Source organism: Bacteroides sp. Marseille-P8574 (genome assembly GCF_902825465.1).
GTDB lineage: Bacteria > Bacteroidota > Bacteroidia > Bacteroidales > Bacteroidaceae > Bacteroides > Bacteroides uniformis.
In genome coordinates this window covers 1,311,417-1,331,464 of the sequence record NZ_CADEBE010000001.1, presented here as the reverse complement: position 1 = coordinate 1,331,464, position 20,048 = coordinate 1,311,417, and the positions used below count along the sequence as shown (strand labels likewise).

16 protein-coding genes and 1 tRNA gene are annotated in these 20,048 nt (G+C 47.7%); 5 read left to right on the top strand and 12 right to left on the bottom strand.

Going from position 1 to position 20,048, the window contains the following annotated elements:
- Positions 1 to 11 precede the first annotated feature (11 nt).
- The 7 genes from HUX74_RS05630 to HUX74_RS05600 all read right to left on the bottom strand — a co-directional run bounded on the left by HUX74_RS05630 (position 12) and on the right by HUX74_RS05600 (position 8,695).
- A complete protein-coding gene (locus HUX74_RS05630) occupies positions 12 to 2,270 on the bottom strand; it encodes a bifunctional (p)ppGpp synthetase/guanosine-3',5'-bis(diphosphate) 3'-pyrophosphohydrolase (RefSeq protein WP_174646340.1) in 2,259 nt (752 codons plus the stop codon).
- Between the two features lie 76 nt (positions 2,271 to 2,346).
- Positions 2,347 to 3,663, bottom strand: coding sequence for a lytic transglycosylase domain-containing protein (locus HUX74_RS05625; protein WP_119961784.1), 1,317 nt, complete (start codon positions 3,661 to 3,663; stop codon positions 2,347 to 2,349).
- A 31-nt stretch (positions 3,664 to 3,694) separates the two neighbouring features.
- Positions 3,695 to 4,474, bottom strand: coding sequence for a DUF5683 domain-containing protein (locus HUX74_RS05620; RefSeq protein ID WP_117964879.1), 780 nt, complete (start codon positions 4,472 to 4,474; stop codon positions 3,695 to 3,697).
- Positions 4,475 to 5,359 (bottom strand): ParB/RepB/Spo0J family partition protein, encoded by an 885-nt coding sequence (locus HUX74_RS05615; protein ID WP_061411439.1) that lies wholly within the window; start codon positions 5,357 to 5,359, stop codon positions 4,475 to 4,477. It abuts the gene before it with no gap.
- 185 nt (positions 5,360 to 5,544) lie between these two features.
- A complete protein-coding gene (locus HUX74_RS05610) occupies positions 5,545 to 6,318 on the bottom strand; it encodes a ParA family protein (protein ID WP_117964877.1) in 774 nt (257 codons plus the stop codon).
- A gap of 421 nt (positions 6,319 to 6,739) precedes the next feature.
- The gene (locus HUX74_RS05605) at positions 6,740 to 7,213 is read right to left on the bottom strand and encodes a DUF456 domain-containing protein (protein ID WP_174646339.1); all 474 of its coding nucleotides are present in this window, start codon (positions 7,211 to 7,213) and stop codon (positions 6,740 to 6,742) included.
- Positions 7,214 to 7,258: 45 nt separating this feature from the next.
- The gene (locus HUX74_RS05600; protein ID WP_174646338.1) at positions 7,259 to 8,695 is read right to left on the bottom strand and encodes a DUF1080 domain-containing protein; all 1,437 of its coding nucleotides are present in this window, start codon (positions 8,693 to 8,695) and stop codon (positions 7,259 to 7,261) included.
- Positions 8,696 to 8,852: 157 nt separating this feature from the next.
- Here HUX74_RS05600 and surE point away from each other — a divergent pair, with 157 nt between their 5' ends.
- The 3 genes from surE to HUX74_RS05585 all read left to right on the top strand — a co-directional run bounded on the left by surE (position 8,853) and on the right by HUX74_RS05585 (position 11,635).
- A complete protein-coding gene (gene surE / locus HUX74_RS05595; RefSeq protein WP_174646337.1) occupies positions 8,853 to 9,617 on the top strand; it encodes a 5'/3'-nucleotidase SurE in 765 nt (254 codons plus the stop codon).
- A gap of 24 nt (positions 9,618 to 9,641) precedes the next feature.
- The gene (lpxB, locus tag HUX74_RS05590; RefSeq protein ID WP_117599301.1) at positions 9,642 to 10,787 is read left to right on the top strand and encodes a lipid-A-disaccharide synthase; all 1,146 of its coding nucleotides are present in this window, start codon (positions 9,642 to 9,644) and stop codon (positions 10,785 to 10,787) included.
- A gap of 98 nt (positions 10,788 to 10,885) precedes the next feature.
- Complete coding sequence (locus tag HUX74_RS05585; protein WP_174646336.1) at positions 10,886 to 11,635, top strand: NigD-like protein; 750 nt, start codon at positions 10,886 to 10,888, stop codon at positions 11,633 to 11,635.
- Between the two features lie 117 nt (positions 11,636 to 11,752).
- Here HUX74_RS05585 and HUX74_RS05580 read toward each other — a convergent pair whose 3' ends face one another.
- The 3 genes from HUX74_RS05580 to rsfS are packed head-to-tail and all read right to left on the bottom strand — an operon-like array spanning position 11,753 to position 14,969.
- Complete coding sequence (locus HUX74_RS05580) at positions 11,753 to 12,595, bottom strand: phosphatidate cytidylyltransferase (RefSeq protein WP_174646335.1); 843 nt, start codon at positions 12,593 to 12,595, stop codon at positions 11,753 to 11,755.
- On the bottom strand, positions 12,585 to 14,600 hold the full coding sequence (ftsH, locus tag HUX74_RS05575; protein ID WP_016274133.1) for an ATP-dependent zinc metalloprotease FtsH: 2,016 nt from the start codon (positions 14,598 to 14,600) through the stop codon (positions 12,585 to 12,587). The genes HUX74_RS05580 and ftsH overlap by 11 nt, the downstream gene beginning before the upstream one ends.
- Positions 14,601 to 14,609: 9 nt before the next feature.
- Positions 14,610 to 14,969: a ribosome silencing factor gene (gene rsfS / locus HUX74_RS05570; protein ID WP_117599304.1), complete on the bottom strand. Its 360-nt coding sequence runs from the start codon at positions 14,967 to 14,969 to the stop codon at positions 14,610 to 14,612.
- A gap of 217 nt (positions 14,970 to 15,186) precedes the next feature.
- On the opposite strand from rsfS, the gene HUX74_RS05565 reads away from it, so the two are divergent.
- Positions 15,187 to 15,257: transfer RNA gene (locus tag HUX74_RS05565), tRNA-Gln, on the top strand.
- 185 nt (positions 15,258 to 15,442) lie between these two features.
- Positions 15,443 to 16,621, top strand: a complete 1,179-nt coding sequence (locus tag HUX74_RS05560; protein WP_117599305.1) for a phosphoribosylaminoimidazolecarboxamide formyltransferase — start codon at positions 15,443 to 15,445, stop codon at positions 16,619 to 16,621.
- Between the two features lie 88 nt (positions 16,622 to 16,709).
- Here the strand turns inward: HUX74_RS05560 and HUX74_RS05555 are convergent, their stop codons facing one another.
- Together HUX74_RS05555 and mgtE are read right to left on the bottom strand one after the other, a co-directional pair.
- Positions 16,710 to 18,563 (bottom strand): DUF349 domain-containing protein, encoded by a 1,854-nt coding sequence (locus HUX74_RS05555; RefSeq protein ID WP_117599306.1) that lies wholly within the window; start codon positions 18,561 to 18,563, stop codon positions 16,710 to 16,712.
- A 117-nt stretch (positions 18,564 to 18,680) separates the two neighbouring features.
- Positions 18,681 to 20,027, bottom strand: a complete 1,347-nt coding sequence (gene mgtE, locus HUX74_RS05550; protein WP_165491386.1) for a magnesium transporter — start codon at positions 20,025 to 20,027, stop codon at positions 18,681 to 18,683.
- Positions 20,028 to 20,048: the final 21 nt, after the last annotated feature.

The following is a 20,048-nucleotide window of genomic DNA, read 5'->3' as shown; positions in this document are numbered from 1 at the left end:
TACCACTCCGTTTATTCCTCTACTCTCGTCACTTGTTTTATATTCTGTATCTGCTTCAGATTATTGCAGATAGTGCGCACGTCGTCCACATCGTGTACATAGAGCTGTATCTTTCCTTCGAAGATGCCATCGTTGGTTTCGATGGTCAGTTTACGGATATTCACGTTGAGCTGGCGGGAGATGACTTGGGTCACTTCGTTCAGCAATCCCATGCTGTCTATACCTTTTATATATATGGTGACGAGGAACGACAAATCCTTGTGAGTGTCCCATTCGGTGGCGATGATACGGTTTCCGTAGCTACTTTTAAGGCGGGTGGCAACGGGGCATTGGCGCTTGTGGATGACAACACGGTTCTGTTCGTCGATGTATCCCAGTACGTCGTCACCCGGAATGGGGTGGCAACAGTCAGCCATGATATAGTTCTTTGAGATGGTCTCTTCCGTCAGCTTCAGAATCTGCTTGGTGTTGATTTTCTCTTGCGGTGCTTTCTCTTCCGGTTGTTCTTTGGCATCCTTGTTGTCCTTGTTACCGAAGGAGAAGGTCAGGAACTTCTTCCAGTTGCTGTTCTGTTTTTCCTTGAACACATTCTTGTCGGCATCGCCCAGCACAACCCGCTTGTTACCAATGGCAACGAACAACTCGTCGCGGGTGTGGAAGCCGTGCAGCCTGGTCAGTTTGTCCAGAGCGGCATCATCCATACGTATATCCTCGTTTTTGAAGAATTCGTTCAGTATGGTTTCACCTTCTTTTTGATAGGCTTTTGCTTCTTTACGCAAGATGGTGGCAATCTTGGTACGGGCACGGGCAGTGGTGGCATATACTTCCCACTCCGGCTGCACGCGTTGCGATTTGGAGGTCAATATCTCTACCTGGTCACCGCTTTGCAGTTTGTGGCTTAGGGGGACCAATTTGTGGTTTACCTTGGCGCCGATGCAGTGGCTGCCGATGTCGGTATGCAAGGAGAAGGCAAAGTCCAGTGCCGTAGAGTTCTGCGGCATGGTCTTGAGGTCGCCTTTCGGGGTGAAGACGAAAATTTCCGACGCGAACAAGTTTAGTTTGATGGTATCGAGAAAGTCGATGGCGTCCGGTTGCGGGTCATCCAGAATTTCTTTGATGGTACGCAGCCATTTCTCCAGTTCGCCTTCATCTTCGCTGCCTCCGCCTTCTTTGTATTTCCAGTGGGCGGCAAAGCCTTGTTCGGCAACGTCATTCATACGCTCACTGCGGATTTGTACTTCAATCCATTGCCCGTTGTTACCCATAAGGGTGACGTGCAGGGCTTGGTAGCCGTTGGCTTTGGGATGGCTCACCCAGTCGCGCAGGCGGTCGGGGTGGGGCTTGTATATCTTGGATATGGAGACGTAGATGTCGAAGCAGTCGTTTAGCTCTTCCTCTATATTGCGAGGCTCGAAGATGATGCGGACAGCAAGCAGGTCATAGATTTCCTCGAAGGGGACATGTTTGGTCTGCATTTTGTTCCAGATGGAGTAGATGGACTTTACACGGGCAAGGATACGGTATTTCAGTCCCATTTTGTCCAGTTGCGCCCGTATCGGAGCGGTGAACTCATTGAATACCTTGTCGCGCTCCACAGCGGTGGCTTCCAGTTTCTCTTCTATCTCGTGGTACTCTTCCGGATGTTCGTACTTGAAGCTCAGGTTTTCCAGTTCTGTCTTGATTTTGTACAAGCCGAGGCGGTTGGCGAGAGGAGCATAGATGTAGAGTGTTTCGCCTGCAATCTTGAACTGTTTGTTGGGCAGCATGGAGCCGAGTGTACGCATGTTATGCAGACGGTCAGCTATCTTGATGAGGATAACCCGGATATCGTCGGACATAGTGAGCAGCAGCTTCTTGAAGTTCTCCGCCTGCGCCGAGGCACGGTCGCCGAAGATACCGCCGGAAATCTTTGTCAGCCCGTCTACAATCTGGGCGATTTTGGGACCGAAGATGTTTTCGATATCCTCTACGGTGTAGTCAGTGTCTTCCACCACATCGTGCAGCAATGCCGAGCATATGGAAGTAGACCCCAGTCCTATCTCATTACAGACAATCTTTGCCACAGCAATGGGGTGCATGATGTAGGGCTCGCCGGAACGACGCTTGATGCCCTTATGCGCCTGGTTGGCAAAGTTGAATGCTTTGGTTATTATTTCGACGCGCTTGCGGTGTTTGGTGGCCAAATAGTCGTTCAACAGTTCTTGGAATGCTTGTTCGATCATTTCCTCTTCGGCTTTTTCCTTTTCCTTCTGACTTATATTTTCTTCCATATACTGCTTTCTCCTTTCTTCACTTCACTTTTTGCAAAAATAAGCAATTTTCAACACCGGGCAAGCGTTTATGTCTTTATTTATAAATCTTCAAACGCTTTCCTGCGGAGATTCTGGTACTACGCAATCCATTCCAACTTTTTAACTGATTGACTGTGACGCCGTATTTTCGTGCAATGCTGCCGAGATTGTCCCCCTTGCGTATCTTGTAGTAAGTGACATTCCCCGTAGTGGTACTGCTTTTGCTGCTGCGTGCCGTCGAGCGTGTATTGGAAACGGCCACGACTCTGCGGTTCTTGAACAGCTCATTGCTGCGGTGGGCATAGATTGTATCTTGTTTGTCGATGAAGGCACTGATATAATTGATGGGGAGGCGTAGCGTCTGTGGCTTGCTCTCTCCGGGGATGATACTTTTCTTGAATTGAGGATTCAGACTCTTTATCTGATCCAGACTGATGCCGCATAGGTCGGAAATCTGTTCGAAATGAAGGTTACGGCTTACCTGCACCGTATCGGTTGCTTCCGGAATGTCGGTTTCCATGGGGCAGATGTTGTGCTTGCAGTAGTAGGTCATTACGTAGTTGGCGGCAATGAAGGCGGGCACGTAGCCACGTGTCTCTTTGGGCAGATAGTTGTAGATTTCCCAATAATCAGTTTTCCCTCCCGAACGACGGATGGCTTTGTTGATGGTGCCCGGACCGCAGTTATAGGCGGCAATCACCAGGTTCCAGTCTTTGTAAATGTCGTACATGTCCTTCAGGTAGCGTGCTGCCGCCCAGGTTGCCTTTATCGGGTCGCGGCGTTCGTCTACGAGGCTATTGCTTTCCAGTCCGTATATCTTCCCGGTGGCGAGCATAAACTGCCATAGTCCGCAAGCTCCAGCGCGGGATACGGCAGAAGGGTTGAGAGCGGATTCTATGATGGGCAGATATTTCAGCTCGAGCGGCAGACCGTAGGCATCCAGCGCTTCTTCGAAGATGGGCATATAGAAGTTGCAGGCGCTCAGCATGAAGGCAACTTGGTTGCGCAGGCGTCCGGTATACATGTCGATGAATTTGCGTACAATCTCGTTGTACGGCATTTCCATGACGGTCGGCATGCGCGACAACCGGTCTATGTATACAGAGTCACTGAACATCGGGTTTACGGTAGAGGTGCTGCAGTCTTTTCCCAAGTCTATGTAATTCTTGGCTTTCCAGTCATTGAGCAGGCTGTCCAGCGGATAGGTCATGCTTTTGGGCAGCTCGATGGATTCCTGGCGTTCTGTACCGTTTTCGCGGATAAGTACTTCCACGCTTTCTTGCGCATGCATGGCCGGAACGGCGAAGAGGGCGCAAAACAGAAGCGAGGAACCGAGAATAATTCTTTTCATATATATGGCCTTGTGTATCATTAGGTAATAATTTATGCTTTAATTTTCGTTTTTAGAATCGGAAACTGCATTGCACGCCGACGTTCTTATTAGAGGAACCGGTCATCTGACTGTTGATTATGGCAGGTTCCACTTTCATGCTGAGGTCGGGGGTGATGTCGAAGTTGGACAGTTCTGCGTCTACGTATGCGTCGACAACGGACAATAGATATACACCGATAAAGGCGAAGATGCTCAAGTCGCGGTATCGTCGGAAGGTGTCCTTACGCTTCCGCAGTGTCTCCGTCAGCTGGCTTTCGGTATAGTTATAGTTGGGAGGCAGCAGGTCGGTAATGGTACTGGAGTTGAAATTACCATTTACGGCATCCTTGTAGGCGGCCGAATAGTCCTTATACATCTTGCTGTTCCACGTGAGGGCATAGGCACAACCGGCAAATCCTCCATAGAAGATGGGCAGTTTCCAATATTTGCGGTTGTAGATTTGTCCACCGCCGGGAATGACGAGGGCAAGCCAGGTGGCTTTTGTGGGGTTGGGCACCCATCGCTTGGGGTCGATGGCCTTTTGCAGGCTGTCTGTAGGTACGGGCTGTTCCTTCAGGTCGGGGCTGGCGGTCATTTCCAGCATCTTCCGTTTGTTTTCGGCCGCAAGACTGTCGGCAACAGCGAGGCTGTCCCGGTTTACCACGGTGTTGAGTGTATCGGTCTGATGCCGCTGCGCACGCTTGGAAGCGGCACGCGGACGGTCCTGACCATACATAGCAATCCCTGCCGTCTGTAAAAAACAGAGCAGCAGGGTAATGGCTAACTGATATATTCTTCCTTTTTTTCTCATTTATTTCTTCAGCGTATCAAGAATGCCGATGATACGTTCCAATTCTTCTTCGTTATTGAACGGGATACTGATTTTGCCTTTTCCTTTCTCCGAGCAGGTGAGTTGCACCTTGGTACTGAAAAAGCCCGAGAGTTGTTGTTTCAGCATATTGAATTCTTCGGGCAGTTTGGCGCGCTTGGGGGCAATCTTACGACCACCGCTTTTCACGGTTTCGCCTTCACTCAGTGACTTTACTATTTCTTCCACTTTGCGTACGGAATACCCGTGCTCCAGGATTTCCTCGAAAATCTTTACTTGCAGTTTGGGGTCGCCGAGCGTTACCAACGCGCGGGCATGTCCCATGTCTATCTGCTTGTTCTGCAGCCCCATCTGGACGGGAGCTGGCAGTTTGAGCAGCCGCAGGTAATTGGCGATGGTGGTGCGCTTCTTGCCTACACGTTCGCTGAGGCGCTCTTGCGTCAGCCCGTATTGCTCCAATAGATGCTGGTAAGCGAGAGCTATTTCTACGGAGTTCAAGTCTTCGCGCTGTATGTTTTCGATGAGCGCCATTTCCATGACGTTCTCATCGTCTGCAGTGCGGATATAGGCGGGGATGCTGGTCAGTCCGGCAAGCTGCGAAGCGCGGAAACGACGCTCGCCGGCGATAATCTGGTATTCGTCGTCGCTAAGCTTGCGCAGGGTGATGGGCTGTATGATGCCGATTTCGGAGATGGAATCAGCTAACTCCTGCAACGCAACCGGGTCGAATTCATGACGGGGCTGGTTGGGGTTGACCGTAATCTTCGACAACTCTATTTCATTGATAGAAGAGGAGCCTTCGGTCTTTACTTCATCCATGGAGAAGAGGGCGTCCAGCCCGCGTCCTAATGCATTTCTTTGTGCCATCTATTTATTTACTATTTATTCCCTACGGTCATGACACATTTCTTATCTTTGACACATAGGTACGTTGACGATTTACAATTTACTATTTAGCCATGCGGGGTGATTTTGTTGTGTATTGTAAATATGGTATTTATCACTACCCCCTAATCATTAATCACTAACTGCTTATTCCTTATCCCTAACCGCTAATCCCTTCTTTCGTTTCTGCTTATCAGCTCCTTGGCAAGTGCCATGTGGTTCTTGGCTCCGGTTGAGTCTGCGTCATAGAGAATGGTGGGCAGGCCGTAGCTGGGAGCTTCGCTCAGTTTCACATTACGCTGGATGACGGTGTTGAACACCAATTCCTGGAAGTGGCGTTTCACTTCATCGTAAATCTGGTTGGCTTGGCGCAGACGCGAGTCGTACATCGTCAGCAGGAAGCCTTCGATTTCGAGGGCAGGGTTCAGCTTGGACTTGATGATTTTAATGGTATTCAGCAATTTGCTGATGCCTTCTAGTGCAAAATATTCCGCTTGTACGGGGATGATTACTGAATCGGCGGCAGTCAGTGCGTTGACCGTAATCAGGCCCAAAGACGGGGAACAGTCTATCAAGATATAGTCAAATTCATTCTTCAGCGGAGCGAGTACCTCTTTCAGTATCTTTTCGCGGTTTTTCAGATTGAGCATCTCTATTTCGGCACCTACCAGATTGATGTGGGAGGAGATTACCTTCAGTGTGTCTATCTCCGTGTCATGAAGGGCTTCGCGTACGTCTGCACGGTCAATAATGCACTCGTAGATAGTACATTCCGACTGCTTGATGTCCACACCCAATCCTGAGGAGGCATTGGCCTGAGGGTCGGCATCCACAACGAGCACTTTCTTTTCAAGTGTGGCGAGTGAGGCTGCGAGGTTGATCGTCGTCGTAGTCTTGCCTACACCACCCTTTTGGTTAGCCATAGCAATTATTTTTCCCATAATCTCAATATTTATTGGCAGCGAAATAAGTGATAATTCCGGATAGCGCCTACAAATTTGGAGAAAGATTGCAAAAACGGTTGATAAGTCGGCTGTTTTGTTAATAACTCACAGACGTTTACCGCTGTTTTTCTTCCTGTAAATTACTCGTAAAGCGTTCTTTCTCTGTTTAGTGGGCAAATATACGTATTTATCTTGAAATGAAGCTGTTTTTTTGTCTCGCTTGCAGAAGATTAAGATTTGTAAACCAATGGAAGACATTGGCTTGGACTATTCTCTCTACTTGCATGAGATGTACATCTCGTGTTGTTTGAGACGGGCATCTCATGTTGCTCGAGATGCACATCTCATGCAGATGGACTACTGTGTGGATGGCGGTCGGCAGATAAGTTGTTCCCAGGCGGAAGGAGAGGAGATGGTGTCAGACCAAGGCTTTGACGAACTCCCAGCAGAAGTATGCACATATGACACATTTCACTACTGTGCCCAGCAAGAATCCAAGCAGCGAGCCCAGCCCCGATTTCAAGGTCTGGTCTGTCTTGCTGCCTCCCACCAGTTCGCCGGCAAAGGCTCCGAGAAAGGGGCCGAGGATGATGCCCCAAGGCATGAAGAACAACCCTACGATGGTGCCTATGAGGCAGCCGCGCGTTCCCCACCGACTGCCTCCGCTATATTTGCTGCCCAGCATCGGGACGAAATAATCCAGTATCTGTACAAGGACGACTGCTGCCAGCCATAGAAGTAACTGCGTGGTGGAAAACTGCGCCTTGTCCGTGAAATGTAGAAGCAACAAGCCTGCATAGGCTACGGGCGGTCCCGGAATCATAGGCAGGATGCAGCCTGCCAATCCGACAATCAGACAGAGGATGCCCAAGATGATGAGAAGAATGTCCATAGGTGTATCGTTTCTGTTGGTGAAGATGACAGCGGTTGTTCCCTGCTACTCGAATCGGTTGTATATGACAATGGGGCGGGAGCGGCGTGTGCTCATCGACGGGAACCATATATCGTCGGCTGTGAGGCCGCATTGCTTGATGGCTTCGGCGCAGTATTCCAGTCGTCCGAAGTCGGCATCGACATTGTTTGTACCGAATGTGAATTTGATTCCACGTGCTTTGGCGCGACGGATAATCTCGAAACTGGGAATCCGGTAGCGTGCATTGATTTCCAGAGCGATTCCATGTTGTTGCAATACATCCAATACGCGTTCAATGCGTCCGTCCGTCCAGTACTTGTCGTAATCATTCGCCATAGTGTCGGGCAAGAAGGTAGGGTTGGCATAAATGTCGGCAGGCTCGTTGGTCAGAATCAGGACTGTTTGGTCGACAAGGTGGTCCATATACCGTTCAAGCGTAATGTCATCAAAGAGTGCTTCTTCGGCCCGGTAGATGCGCGAATTACGTCCCTTGTGGTCTATGATGGTCATGGCGTCGGTAAACAGGTAATCGAAAATCCCCAAGGCTTCCTGCGAGAAAGTTGCCGTCCATTTGCGTCCCTCACCTTGTACACCGCACAGGAATGGCATCCCTTTTACTTCATTAAAATAGTCGTACACTTCTTTGTTATCGGCCAGCATACGTCCTACGCCTCCTTCTCCGGCATTGGGGGCGACACCATAGTTGATACCGTAATTCATGGACATGGCGTGTGCCGTTTCCTTCGTCAGCCCTCCTTTCAAGTGAACGTGGTAGTCTATAACTGGGAAATCGCGCTGCTGTAGCCTGATTATCTCATCCGTGCGCTCGTCTACCGGAGCAAGCGTGTCGGCTTCGTTGCGTGCTTCCTTGGCAAGCTGTTCGATGGCGAGATTCCGGAATGACACTTCGCCGTGTATGCCTTGCAAGGCTATGGAACCTTGACTCAACAGTTGCCGGGCGTGCTCCTCTGTGCGATATGGATGTTCGGGTTCGGTATAGCAGACAACTTCGGTTCCGTTAATGCAGACAATGATGTTTTGTCCGCGTACGGTTATCTCGAAGTCAAACCATTCTCCATCTTTTGCGAGTGAGCGATAGAGGTTGCGCACCGAGGCGAGTGAGCCGCTCTTGCGTGTGCCGTCGATGTCTCCGTTACGGAATATCACTTCATAACCGGACTCGCCGTCCGTATGAAAGAGGAGGCCTGCTTCGGAGCCGGGTTGTGTGAGGGCTTCTCCGGTGAGTCGGAAATTTTGGTATTCTTTGTCGTTGAAGAGCTTCCGGCCTTCTGCAATGACCGGGTCTGCCGTGTGAAGCGTAGATGTCCCGTCATTCCATTGGTCAAGTGGCTCGAGAGAACTGTTCCTGCCACAACTTGTCAGGGTTGTTAGAAACAGAATTATTGCGGCAGCTGCCGTCTCGATACGTGCAGCAATGGTAGGATGGCAAAAAGTGTTCATTATAGCATGGATTTTATGAATGATTATATTCCGATTATTGTCGGTACAAAGTTAGCCTTTTCTGAAAATATCTTTGAATACAAAAGAATTATTATCTTTGTAGTATTCAGTTTAAAGCCTTTTTAGCTACTTTTGCACGATAATAAAAAAGAAAGTTATGGAAAATCAGAGACCTTTGATATTGATTTCCAATGATGACGGCATCATTGCGAAAGGTATTAGCGAGTTAATCAAATTCCTCCGTCCGTTGGGTGAGATTGTGGTAATGGCGCCGGATGCACCCCGCTCTGGAAGTGCGTGTGCGCTGACAGTAACGGAACCTATCCACTACCAGCTGGTTCGTAAGGATGTTGGGCTGACGGTATACAAGTGTTCCGGTACGCCGACCGACTGTGTGAAGCTGGCTTTTCATACGGTGCTCGACCGCAAGCCCGACTTGGTGGTAGGCGGCATCAATCATGGCGACAATTCTTCCGTAAACCTGCATTATTCCGGTACGATGGGCGTTGTGATAGAGGGATGCCTGAAAGGAGTGCCTTCCATTGGATTCTCTCTTTGCAGCCATGAGCCGAACGCTGATTTTGAGTCTGCAGGTCCTTACATCCGAGAGATAACCCGGCTGGTATTGGAGAAAGGACTCCCTCCGTTGACGTGCCTCAATGTCAACTTCCCCGATACCAAAGAACTGAAGGGTGTGAAGATTTGCGAACAAACCAAAGGGCAATGGACTAATGAATGGGAAAACTTTGCCCATAGAGGAGATGCCCATTACTACTGGCTGACCGGTGAGTTTGAGAACAACGATGCTGAAAACGAGAAGAATGACCATTGGGCACTCGATAACGGTTATGTGGCAATCACCCCGACCACGGTGGATGCAACGGCATACGGCTTGATTGATGAACTGAAAACATGGTTCTGAATTAATTGACAATTATCAATTGATATGAAGTACTACTTGATTGCCGGTGAAGCTTCTGGTGACCTGCATGCTTCCCATCTGATGGCTGCATTGAAGGAGGAGGACTCGCAAGCGGAGTTCCGTTTCTTCGGAGGCGATCTCATGGCTGCAGTGGGTGGTGTGATGGTGAAGCATTACAAAGAGTTGGCATATATGGGGTTCATTCCCGTATTGCTGCATCTGCGCACCATTTTTGCCAATATGAAGCGCTGCAAGGAGGATATTGTTGCGTGGCAGCCGGATGTGCTGATTTTGGTGGACTATCCGGGCTTTAATCTGGATATAGCCAAGTTTGTCCATGCCAACACGAGGATTCCTGTCTTTTATTATATCTCTCCCAAGATTTGGGCATGGAAGGAATACCGCATCAAGAATATTAAACGGGATGTAGATGAGCTGTTCTCCATCCTACCGTTCGAAGTGGAGTTTTTTGAAGGGAAGCACGGGTATCCGATACGTTATGTCGGCAATCCGACAGTGGATGAAGTGACGGCTTTTCTTGCTTCCAGCTCAGAGACATTCGACGACTTTGTCCGGGCAAACGGACTTCCTACCAAACCCATTATTGCTCTGCTGGCTGGTAGCCGCAAACAGGAAATCAAGGACAATCTGCCCGACATGCTTCGTGCGGCAGCTTCTTTTCCCGATTATCAACTGGTGCTGGCCGGTGCTCCGGGTATTTCCCCCGAGTATTATAAACGTTATGTGGGTGGGGCGGACGTGAAGATTATCTTCAACAAGACATACCCTTTGTTGAGGCAGGCAGAGGCTGCACTGGTCACTTCGGGGACGGCAACGCTGGAAACAGCTCTGTTCCGTGTGCCGCAAGCGGTGTGCTACCATACTCCGATAGGAAAGGTTATCGCTTTCCTGAAACGGCATATACTGAAAGTGAAGTACATTTCCCTGGTCAATCTCATAGCCAACCGGGAGGTGGTGAAAGAGCTGGTTGCAGATACCATGACGGTAGAGCAGGTACGCTCGGAGCTGAACCGCATTTTGTACGATAAGGAATACCGCCGTCAGATGCTCGAGGGATATGAGTATATGGCATCCCGTCTGGGAGAGGCAGGAGCACCCAAACATACTGCCCGCGAGATGGTGGCATTACTGAGAAGGAGGGAAGAATAATCGAAAAATTAAGAATTTGTTAAAATGGGAAAAGCCGGTGCAGTAAATGCCCGGCTTTTGTATTTTCTATACAGAAACAAATGAAAAGGACTTTGATTATGAAAAAGCTACATTGGTTATTCATGGCAATATGTTTGGCAGTGATGCCCGCTTTGCAATCATGTGATGATAACGACGGATATTCTTTGGGTGATTTCACCCCGCCTTTGTGGGCTACTGTGCGTGTTACGGGAAATGCCTTTTATTTAAACTGCGATGTCTGGGGGACACTCTGGCCGGTGAATACGGACATTGGGTGGTATGATGCTGTGGATGGGCAGCGTGTGATTACCATGTTCAATCCTTTGTGGGACGACTATGCAGGGTATGACCATGCTGTGAAATTGTTACGCTTGCAGAATGTTCTGACGAAAGAGGTGGAGACGCTGACTCCCGAAACAGAAGAGGAGTTCGGCAATGATTCCGTACTTATATATAAAGGTGACATTACCATTAGCGGTGGCTATATGAACATTTTTTTCATGCAGAACCTGCCGTCTTCGGCTGATAATAAACATCGCATCAGTCTGGTACGTCCGCAAGAAGATGATGCTTTGTATGGTGAAGACGGATACATCCACTTGGAACTCCGCTATAACGACTATGATGACTTGACGGGTTATCGCAGCCCCGGTGCTGTTTCTTATAATCTGAACAGTCTGGACATTCCCTTTGAAACCAAAGGTATCAAGTTGAAACTCAATTCAGAGGAGAATGGAGAGGTGGAAGTAACCTTTGATTTGAAAACTGTGGGTACTAATGAAAAGTTGACTACTAATGTGGATTTGTCCAATATGCAGTTGAAGTAAGAAAGAGTTTGCGAGAGTATATAGTTAGAAAGAGCACCCGGGATTTTGATGTCATTCACCTTGCCCGGGTGCTCTTTTTATATTTGTTTTATGTAAGTTTGGTCATGTGAGTCGTCGTTAGAACATCGTCAAGGCATATAGATAAACAACTGCTGCAGGAATTGCCATCAGTGCACTGTCGAAACGGTCGAGCATCCCTCCATGCCCCGGCAGAATGTTACTGGAATCCTTTATGCCCAATTGGCGTTTCATGAGTGATTCGGTCAGATCGCCCCAAGTGCCGAAAATGACGACAACGATTGCCAGACCTACCCATTGCCATTCTGACATAAATGGAAAGAAGTGTGCAAAGCCAAGAGAGGAAGCGATGGAGAATATTCCGCCGCCGATGCTGCCCTCCCAAGATTTTTTAGGTGAGATACGTTCGAACAGACGGTTTTTGCCTATCAGCGAACCTACGCAATAGGCACCTGTATCGCTCAACCAGATAAATACGAAAATGGAAAGCGGTAGAATAGGGTTATAGGTTACACTGCCCGTTTCCGAGGAATTTTGAAAAGCAAGTACGTTCAGCAGGGCAAAGGGGAGTGCCACGTATAATTGGCTTAGCATGGAGTAGGCCCAGTTACCCGTCGGATTCTTTTTCTTGAGGTAAAGTTCCGTAATCATCATGTAGAGCAATAGTCCCAAATAAGGAAGGAATACCCGTGCTCCTACAGACTGCTGGGTACAGAAACTCATTAATGCAAGGAAAAGGTAGGCTCCCCCCAATGCAGTGATGGTTTTGTTAATGCTTACTTCGCCGCTTTTGCTGACTAATTGGGCAAACTCATGTACGCTCAGTGCGCTGATAATGGTGAACAGTATACCGAACGAAAGGGGGCTGTAAAGAATACAGCCCACCAATACTATGACGAATAACACGCCGGTAACGGCACGTTGGATAAAGTTATTTTTCATGCTTTTCTTCTTCTTCCTTGACTTCCTTTTCTGCTTCTATGGCTTTTTGCTCTTCTTCTTGCTCTGCTTTTTTTAGCTCGGCAGCAGTCTTGTTTGCACTGATTTCCTCCGAGCGGGAAGCCCATGGACGTTTCCCAAAGATGTGCTCAACGTCTTCGGCAAAGATTACTTCTTTGTCAATCAGCAGTTGTGCCAGCCGGTTGTGCCCTTCTTGGTTTTCGGACAATATTTTCTTGGCACGTTCGTACTGTTCGTTGACCATCTGCTTCACTTCTTCGTCAATCAGTTCCGCAGTCTTTTCGCTATACGGGCGGTTGAAGGAATATTCCTCATTATTATAGTAACAGAGATTGGGGAGTTTTTCGCTCATACCCAGATAGGCAATCATACCGTACGCCTGCTTGGTCACGCGTTCCAAGTCATTCATGGCTCCGGTGGATATTCTACCTAAGAATAGGTCTTCGGCAGCACGTCCTCCCAAGGTGGCACACATCTCATCAAGCATCTGTTCCTTGGTGGTGATTTGCCGTTCTTCCGGCAGATACCAAGCCGCGCCCAAAGCGCGTCCACGGGGTACAATGGTTACTTTAATCAGTGGATTGGCGTATTCCAGTAACCAGGAGATACTGGCATGGCCGGCTTCGTGTATGGCAATGGAACGGCGTTCGGCCTCGGTAGTGATTTTGGTTTTCTTTTCCAACCCACCCACAATACGGTCTACAGCGTCCAGGAAGTCTTGCTTTCCGACAAACTTTTTGCCGTGGCGGGCGGCTATCAAAGCTGCTTCGTTACATACATTGGCAATGTCTGCCCCCGAGAATCCGGGAGTCTGGCGTGCCAGAAGGTCTACATCCACACTATTGTCTATCTTGATGGGGCGCAGGTGTACACCGAATACTTCCTTACGCTCATTAAGGTCGGGTAGGTCTACATGTATTTGGCGGTCAAAACGTCCGGCACGCAACAATGCCTTATCCAAAACGTCCACACGGTTGGTGGCGGCTAAGATGATAACACCACTGTTGGAGCCGAAACCGTCCATCTCGGTCAGTAACTGGTTCAATGTGTTCTCGCGCTCGTCGTTGCCACCCATAGCGGCTGCTTTGGCACGGGCACGCCCTACAGCGTCAATCTCGTCGATAAACACGATACAAGGCGCTTTTTCCTTTGCTTGGCGGAACAAATCGCGGACACGGGAAGCTCCCACGCCGACAAACATTTCTACAAAGTCGGAACCTGCCAAAGAGAAGAAAGGTACGTTGGCTTCTCCGGCCACAGCCTTTGCAAGCAGGGTCTTTCCGGTTCCCGGAGGGCCTACTAGCAAAGCGCCTTTGGGTATCTTACCTCCCAAATCGGTATATTTCTGGGGCTCTTTCAAGAACTCGACAATTTCTTCTACCTCTTGCTTGGCTTCGGCAAGTCCTGCCACATCTTTGAATGTAATCTTGATGGGGGAACCTTTTTCAAACAATTGGGCCTTGGACTTTCCTACGCTGAAGATGCCTCCACCTCCACCCATGCCTCCACCACCGCTCATGCGGCGGGACATGAAAATCCAGAAACCGATAAGGAATGCAAAAGGGAGAATCTGCCATAGAATGGCACCGAAGTAGTTCCGTTTTTTTTCGTAGTTAATAGAACCGTCAAAGTGGGCGTCGTCTCTTTCCTTTTGCAGGAAATTGCCCAGGCTCTCGCGTGAAGGGGCCTCGGTCGTAATAAGCGGATTCTTACCTACGCGACTGGAGTCCTGACGAAATACGTTTCCTACGTGTTGCGGTTTGACGTATGCTTCGACAGAATTGTCGTCGTAGCCGATGACTTTGCTTATATAACCGTCTCGTACATATTGCTGGAATTCATCATAAGAAATATTTTTAGTTGCCGTACCACTTTCATTAGTCAGGTACAACCCCAGCAACATCATTGCTATAATCATATACAGCCAGTTCAGGTTGAACTTGGGCATATTCACTTTATTGGGTTTCTTGTTGGTATTATTGTCCATACGTTTTGATTAATCGAGGTCAGGAATTTGAGTTAATTTGGCGTCTGCCCAAAGGTGTTCCAGATTGTAGAATTCCCTTGTTTCAGGCAGGAAGACATGCACCAATATGTCCGGGTAGTCCATAGCTACCCATTCGGCATTGCGCAGCCCGTCTACGGCAAAGGGCTTGGTGTCGGCACCCTTGCGTGTGAAGTCCCTGATGGATTCTACAATGGCTGTCACTTGGCTGGGAGAGTTTCCTTGGCAGATGACGAAATAATTGCATATTGTATCGTCGATTTTTGTCAGATCTGCGATGACGATTTTTTTTCCTTTTTTATCTTGAATACCTTCTGTTATCTGTTGAATCAGTTTTTTCGTTTCGTTCATTATACAGTATTATATTAAAACTGTTGACAAATATACGTTGATTTCTCATATCAAACACGCAAAAGAGGAAAACTCTTTCAATTTTTGATTTTTTTTAGTTATATAATCCTTTGGATTACGGTATCTTATCAGTTTTTTGCGAAAAAAATACTCGTTTTTGTTTTGATTTATAGAAATCTTTGTATCTTTGCAACCGCAAAACGGAAATAACAATAATTGGGCTATGGTGTAATGGTAACACTACAGATTCTGGTCCTGTCATTCCTGGTTCGAATCCAGGTAGCCCAACTATCAAACAGCTTATTTAAGTCAAAAAACCACTAAAATCGCAAGTTTTAGTGGTTTTTTCGTTACTTTTCAATCATGTACGAAAATTTCAGTGTAGGCATTCGGTGGCAAATTCAGTGACAAGGCTTCTGTAAGCCGGAAATATTCTGTAAATTTGTAGCATTTCAACATTAAAGCAGAATTTTATGGCAAAAGAATTAGCACTGAAGTACGGCTGTAACCCTAACCAGAAGCCGGCTCGCATTTTCATGCAGGAGGGGGAATTACCTATTGAGGTTCTGAACGGACGTCCGGGGTATATTAATTTTATGGATGCCTTGAATGGATGGCAGTTGGTAAAGGAACTGAAAGAGGCGACCGGTATGCCTGCTGCAACTTCATTCAAGCACGTCAGTCCGGCGGGGGCCGCCATCGGTTTGGAACTCGACGAAATAATGAAGAAGATTTATTTTGTGGATAATCTTCCGCTCTCTCCGCTTGCTTGCGCATATGTGCGTGCCCGCGGTGCCGACCGTATGTCTTCTTATGGTGACTTTATCGCTTTGAGTGATGTGTGCGACGAGGCTACTGCACGTTTTATTAACCGCGAGGTCTCGGATGGCGTTATTGCTCCGGGGTATACGGACGAAGCACTGGCTATCTTGAGGGAAAAGCGTAAAGGAACTTACAATGTGATTCAGATAAGTCCCGGCTATAAGCCTGCCCCGATTGAACATAAGGATGTCTTTGGTATCACGTTTGAGCAGGGACGTAATGAGATAAAGCTGAATGGAGATGAACTCTTTGCGAATATTCCTACTCGGAATAAGAATTTCCCGGAAGCAGCGAAACGTGATTTGATGATAGCCCTTATCACTTTGAAATATACGCAGTCGAATTCTGTATGCTATGTGAAGGACGGTCAGGCTATCGGTATTGGTGCCGGCCAGCAGAGCCGTATCCACTGTACTCGCTTGGCGGGCAACAAGGCCGACATTTGGTATTTACGCCAGCATCCGAGGGTGTTGAATTTGCCATGGGTAGAGAAAATCCGCCGTGCCGACCGTGATAATACGATTGATGTCTATATCAGTGAAGACCATGACGATGTGCTGGCTGATGGCGTTTGGCAGCAGTTCTTTACGGAGAGACCTGAAGTGCTGACTCGTGAAGAAAAACGGGCTTGGTTGGATACATTGAAAGGTGTTTCTTTGGGTTCGGATGCATTCTTTCCTTTTGGAGACAATATTGAGCGTGCCCATAAGAGTGGAGTAGATTACATTGCCCAAGCGGGTGGTTCTGTACGCGATGACCATGTGATTGAAACTTGCGATAAATATGGCATTGCCATGACGTTCACGGGTATCCGTCTGTTCCATCATTGATAAGACTTAATAAAAAAGTAGACCCGCCCCTACAGCTATACAGCCGTGGGGGCGGGTCTACTTTTTTATTAAGTCTTATCTTGTTGCGTTATCCTTGATTTTTGATATTCTCGTCCACCACTTTTATCTTTTCTTTTACAAGTTCGATATCTGCTTTCAGCTTTTCCACCTTACGGTTGATTTCTGTCAGCAGACTGTTTCCCTTTTTGGAAGAAGTGGTTAGGAAACCGAGATTGTTTTCATATGTCTGAAGCTCGTTCTTCATATTGTCGAAGGCACGTACCAGCTTCTCACGTTCCCGGTAAAGGGCTTGTGGACTACCTTCCTGAATGGAGCTGATAGTCGACTTGAAGTTGCTTAGCTTCTTGTTGGAGGCGCTGATGTTGAAGCGTTCAAACAATTTGTCTACCTGGCTGTGGTATTGCTTATAGATTCGGTCTTTCTCTTTGAAAGGTACATGTCCTACGCCGTTCCACTCTTTCATGAGGTCGCGTACCAGTTGGGTAGCTTCCTCCGTATCCATTTGGTCATCGATAACATTCAGTTTCTCGATGATGGCTTTTTTCTTTTCCAGATTTTCCTGCTCTACGCTGCGCTGTGAAGAAGTGGCTTTGTTCTTTTGTTCGAAGAAGTAGTCACAAGCGGAGATGAAACGTTTCCATACGGCATCCGAATATTTTTTTGCTACCGGACCAATGGTTTTCCATTCTTTCTGAAGTTTGGTCAGTTCATCGGCGGTTGCTTTCCAGTCGGTACTGTCCTTCAGAGCTTCTGCTTTTTCGCACAAGGCACGCTTCTTTTCCAGGTTTTCGTTCATACCTTCCTTCAGGCTCTTGAAGAACTCTCCCTTTCTACGGAAGAACTCGTCGCACGCTTTGCGGAAACGTTCGAAAATCTTCACGTTCATTTTTTGCGGAGCGAAACCAATGGTTTTCCATTTGTTTTGAAGTGCGATGACTTCTTGCGTCTTGCTCTCCCAAGAAGCAAAGCTTGTCAGTTCTTTGTAGTCAATGGCTTCTATGATTTCGCAAATTACAGTCTTTTGGTCAAGATTGTGCTGTTCCACTTCCTTCAATGCTTCGAAATGTTGCTGGTGACGTCGGTTTACGGTTGTAGAGGCAGCTTTGAAACGTGCCCAGATTTCGTCGCGTAGTTCCTTGGCTACCGGCCCTGTATCACGAAATTCTTGATGTAGCTTCTGTAACTGATGGAAAGCTGAAACTACATCCTCTTCATCCGCCAGCTTTTCGGCAGCTTCACAGAGATGTGTCTTGATTTCCAAATTCTTCTTGAAATCGTATTCGCGGAATTCATTGTTCAGTTTCAGAAGGTCATAGAATTTCTCAACATACAATTGGTAGTTTTTCCAAAGCTCGTTGACCTTAGCTTGCGGAACGAGTTTAACTTCGTTCCATTGCTGCTGTAGTTTCTTGAACTCCGTATAGCTCTTGTTGGCGTCATCTGGAGATTCAACCAGCTCCTTCAGCTCTTCGATGATGGAAAGCTTTACCTGCAGGTTCATTTCCTTTTGCTTCTCCAGTTCGGCTGTGAGTGCACTTCTTTTTTCTTTGATGACGGACATGATATTCTTGAACTCTTCCTCCACACAGTCTGTTTGTGGAACAAAGTTCTCCGCGGCGCCTCCGTTTTCAATGAACAGTTTTCTGGCCGCATCCTGCTCAGCATTGTGCAGCTTGTAGAAAGATTGCTTCAAACCGTCTATTTCAGGTTTTGCCACGTTCTCCACGTCTGCAACCACCTCTTTGAGTTTGGCAAGTATTTCCTCTTTCGTGAGCTTCAGAACTGACTCTACCGGCTTTTTTGAAACGATTTCTTCAGCGGGAGTTTCTGTTGTTGCCGGTTCAGAAACCTCTGCTGTCTTCTTTTCTTCTTCTAATTCCACCGGCTTTTCGGGGAGATTAGTGTCATGAGTGTCCGTCATTGTATTTACTTTTTTAGAAACGGGTTCCTCCCGTTCGGGTTACATTAGGCTACAAATTAATGAAATAAAATGATTACTTCATACAATTTGCCTTGATTTTTTTCTATTTTCTTGTTTTTATGACAGTAAGACTGTGATACCCATGTACAGCATCATGCCTATAATGTCATTGGTGATGGAGATAAATGGGCCGGTGGCAATGGCCGGGTCAACCTTCAGCTTCTCTAAAGTCATGGGGACTAGCGTTCCGAAGATGGAGGCGAACATGACGACTGCAAAGAGGCTGATGGAGACGGAATAAGTGACCGTAGCCGTAGCTCCGAACCGGATAAAATTATAAATGTATACTAGCAGGGAAATGATGGTTGCATTGATAACCGCCACTACAGCTTCCTTAGCTACCTGTTTGAAGGTGTCTTTGGCATCCAGTGAGCTGTTGGCAAGGCCTTGTACGATGATGGCAGACGACTGGGTTCCCACGTTTCCCCCCGTACCGCCAATCAACGGAATATAAAGGGCCATTTCCGGGTGGGCGGCGAAAGTCGTGTCGAAGTTGCCCAATATCATGGAGTTGCCTATACCGCCCAGCATACCGATGAGTAGCCATGGAAGGCGGGCTGAAGTTTGGCGCATAACATTATCGTCCGTTTCTACATCTTGGGACAAACCGGATGCCAGCTGGTAATCACGTTCCGACTGTTCGCGGACTTCGTCCATGACGTCGTCTACGGTAATCTGGCCTACCAGGCGCCCGATGCTGTCTACAACAGGAACTGCCACTAAGTCATACTTTTCGATGATTTGCACCACTTCGTCAATGGGGGTATCTACATGGACGGAGATAGGATCTTTTCGCATCACATGCTTTACCTTGGAGACAGAAGGGGAAGTTATCATTTTCTTTAATGGGAATACTCCTTGCAGACGGTCTTCGTCGTCGATGACGTATACGTAGTAAATTTCATCCAGCTTTTCAGCTTGCAGGCGCATTTCCTTCAGACACTCCGGCATACTCCAGTTTTCATTGACAGTCACCATTTCCGTACCCATCAAACCACCGGCAGTGTCTTCATCATATTTCAGCAGGTCAACGATGTCACCGGCTTGTTCTATATCTTCGATGTGCGAAAGTATTTCCTCCTGCTTGTCTTCATCGAGTTCGCGCATCAGGTCTACGGCATCGTCCGTGTCCATATAATCCACGAAACGTTTGGCAATGGTCTCCGAAGGAAGAAGTTCCAGGAATTCTTTCCGGATGTCTTCGTCCATTTCAACCAGTACATCCGCTGCCGTTTCGTTGTCAAGGAGGCGGTAAACGAAGCGGGCTTCCTCCAAGCCGAGGTCATTGCATAGTTCTGCAATATCCGCCGGATGAAGGTCGGTCAAAAGTGTCTTGACGTTTTCCGCGTCTTTCTGTTCTATCAGGCTTTTGACTTTGTCTATATATTCTTCGTCTATTTCCATGATTATTCGTGTTTAATCACT

Bases quoted from the DNA above. Each gene is read 5' to 3' on its own strand.
- HUX74_RS05630 (WP_174646340.1), bottom strand. From the start codon at position 2,270: ATGGAAGAAAATATAAGTCAGAAGGAAAAGGAAAAAGCCGAAGAGGAA.
- HUX74_RS05625 (WP_119961784.1), bottom strand. From the start codon at position 3,663: ATGATACACAAGGCCATATATATGAAAAGAATTATTCTCGGTTCCTCG.
- HUX74_RS05620 (WP_117964879.1), bottom strand. From the start codon at position 4,474: ATGAGAAAAAAAGGAAGAATATATCAGTTAGCCATTACCCTGCTGCTC.
- HUX74_RS05615 (WP_061411439.1), bottom strand. From the start codon at position 5,359: ATGGCACAAAGAAATGCATTAGGACGCGGGCTGGACGCCCTCTTCTCC.
- HUX74_RS05610 (WP_117964877.1), bottom strand. From the start codon at position 6,318: ATGGGAAAAATAATTGCTATGGCTAACCAAAAGGGTGGTGTAGGCAAG.
- HUX74_RS05605 (WP_174646339.1), bottom strand. From the start codon at position 7,213: ATGGACATTCTTCTCATCATCTTGGGCATCCTCTGTCTGATTGTCGGA.
- HUX74_RS05600 (WP_174646338.1), bottom strand. From the start codon at position 8,695: ATGAACACTTTTTGCCATCCTACCATTGCTGCACGTATCGAGACGGCA.
- surE (WP_174646337.1), top strand. From the start codon at position 8,853: ATGGAAAATCAGAGACCTTTGATATTGATTTCCAATGATGACGGCATC.
- lpxB (WP_117599301.1), top strand. From the start codon at position 9,642: ATGAAGTACTACTTGATTGCCGGTGAAGCTTCTGGTGACCTGCATGCT.
- HUX74_RS05585 (WP_174646336.1), top strand. From the start codon at position 10,886: ATGAAAAAGCTACATTGGTTATTCATGGCAATATGTTTGGCAGTGATG.
- HUX74_RS05580 (WP_174646335.1), bottom strand. From the start codon at position 12,595: ATGAAAAATAACTTTATCCAACGTGCCGTTACCGGCGTGTTATTCGTC.
- ftsH (WP_016274133.1), bottom strand. From the start codon at position 14,600: ATGGACAATAATACCAACAAGAAACCCAATAAAGTGAATATGCCCAAG.
- rsfS (WP_117599304.1), bottom strand. From the start codon at position 14,969: ATGAACGAAACGAAAAAACTGATTCAACAGATAACAGAAGGTATTCAA.
- HUX74_RS05560 (WP_117599305.1), top strand. From the start codon at position 15,443: ATGGCAAAAGAATTAGCACTGAAGTACGGCTGTAACCCTAACCAGAAG.
- HUX74_RS05555 (WP_117599306.1), bottom strand. From the start codon at position 18,563: ATGACGGACACTCATGACACTAATCTCCCCGAAAAGCCGGTGGAATTA.
- mgtE (WP_165491386.1), bottom strand. From the start codon at position 20,027: ATGGAAATAGACGAAGAATATATAGACAAAGTCAAAAGCCTGATAGAA.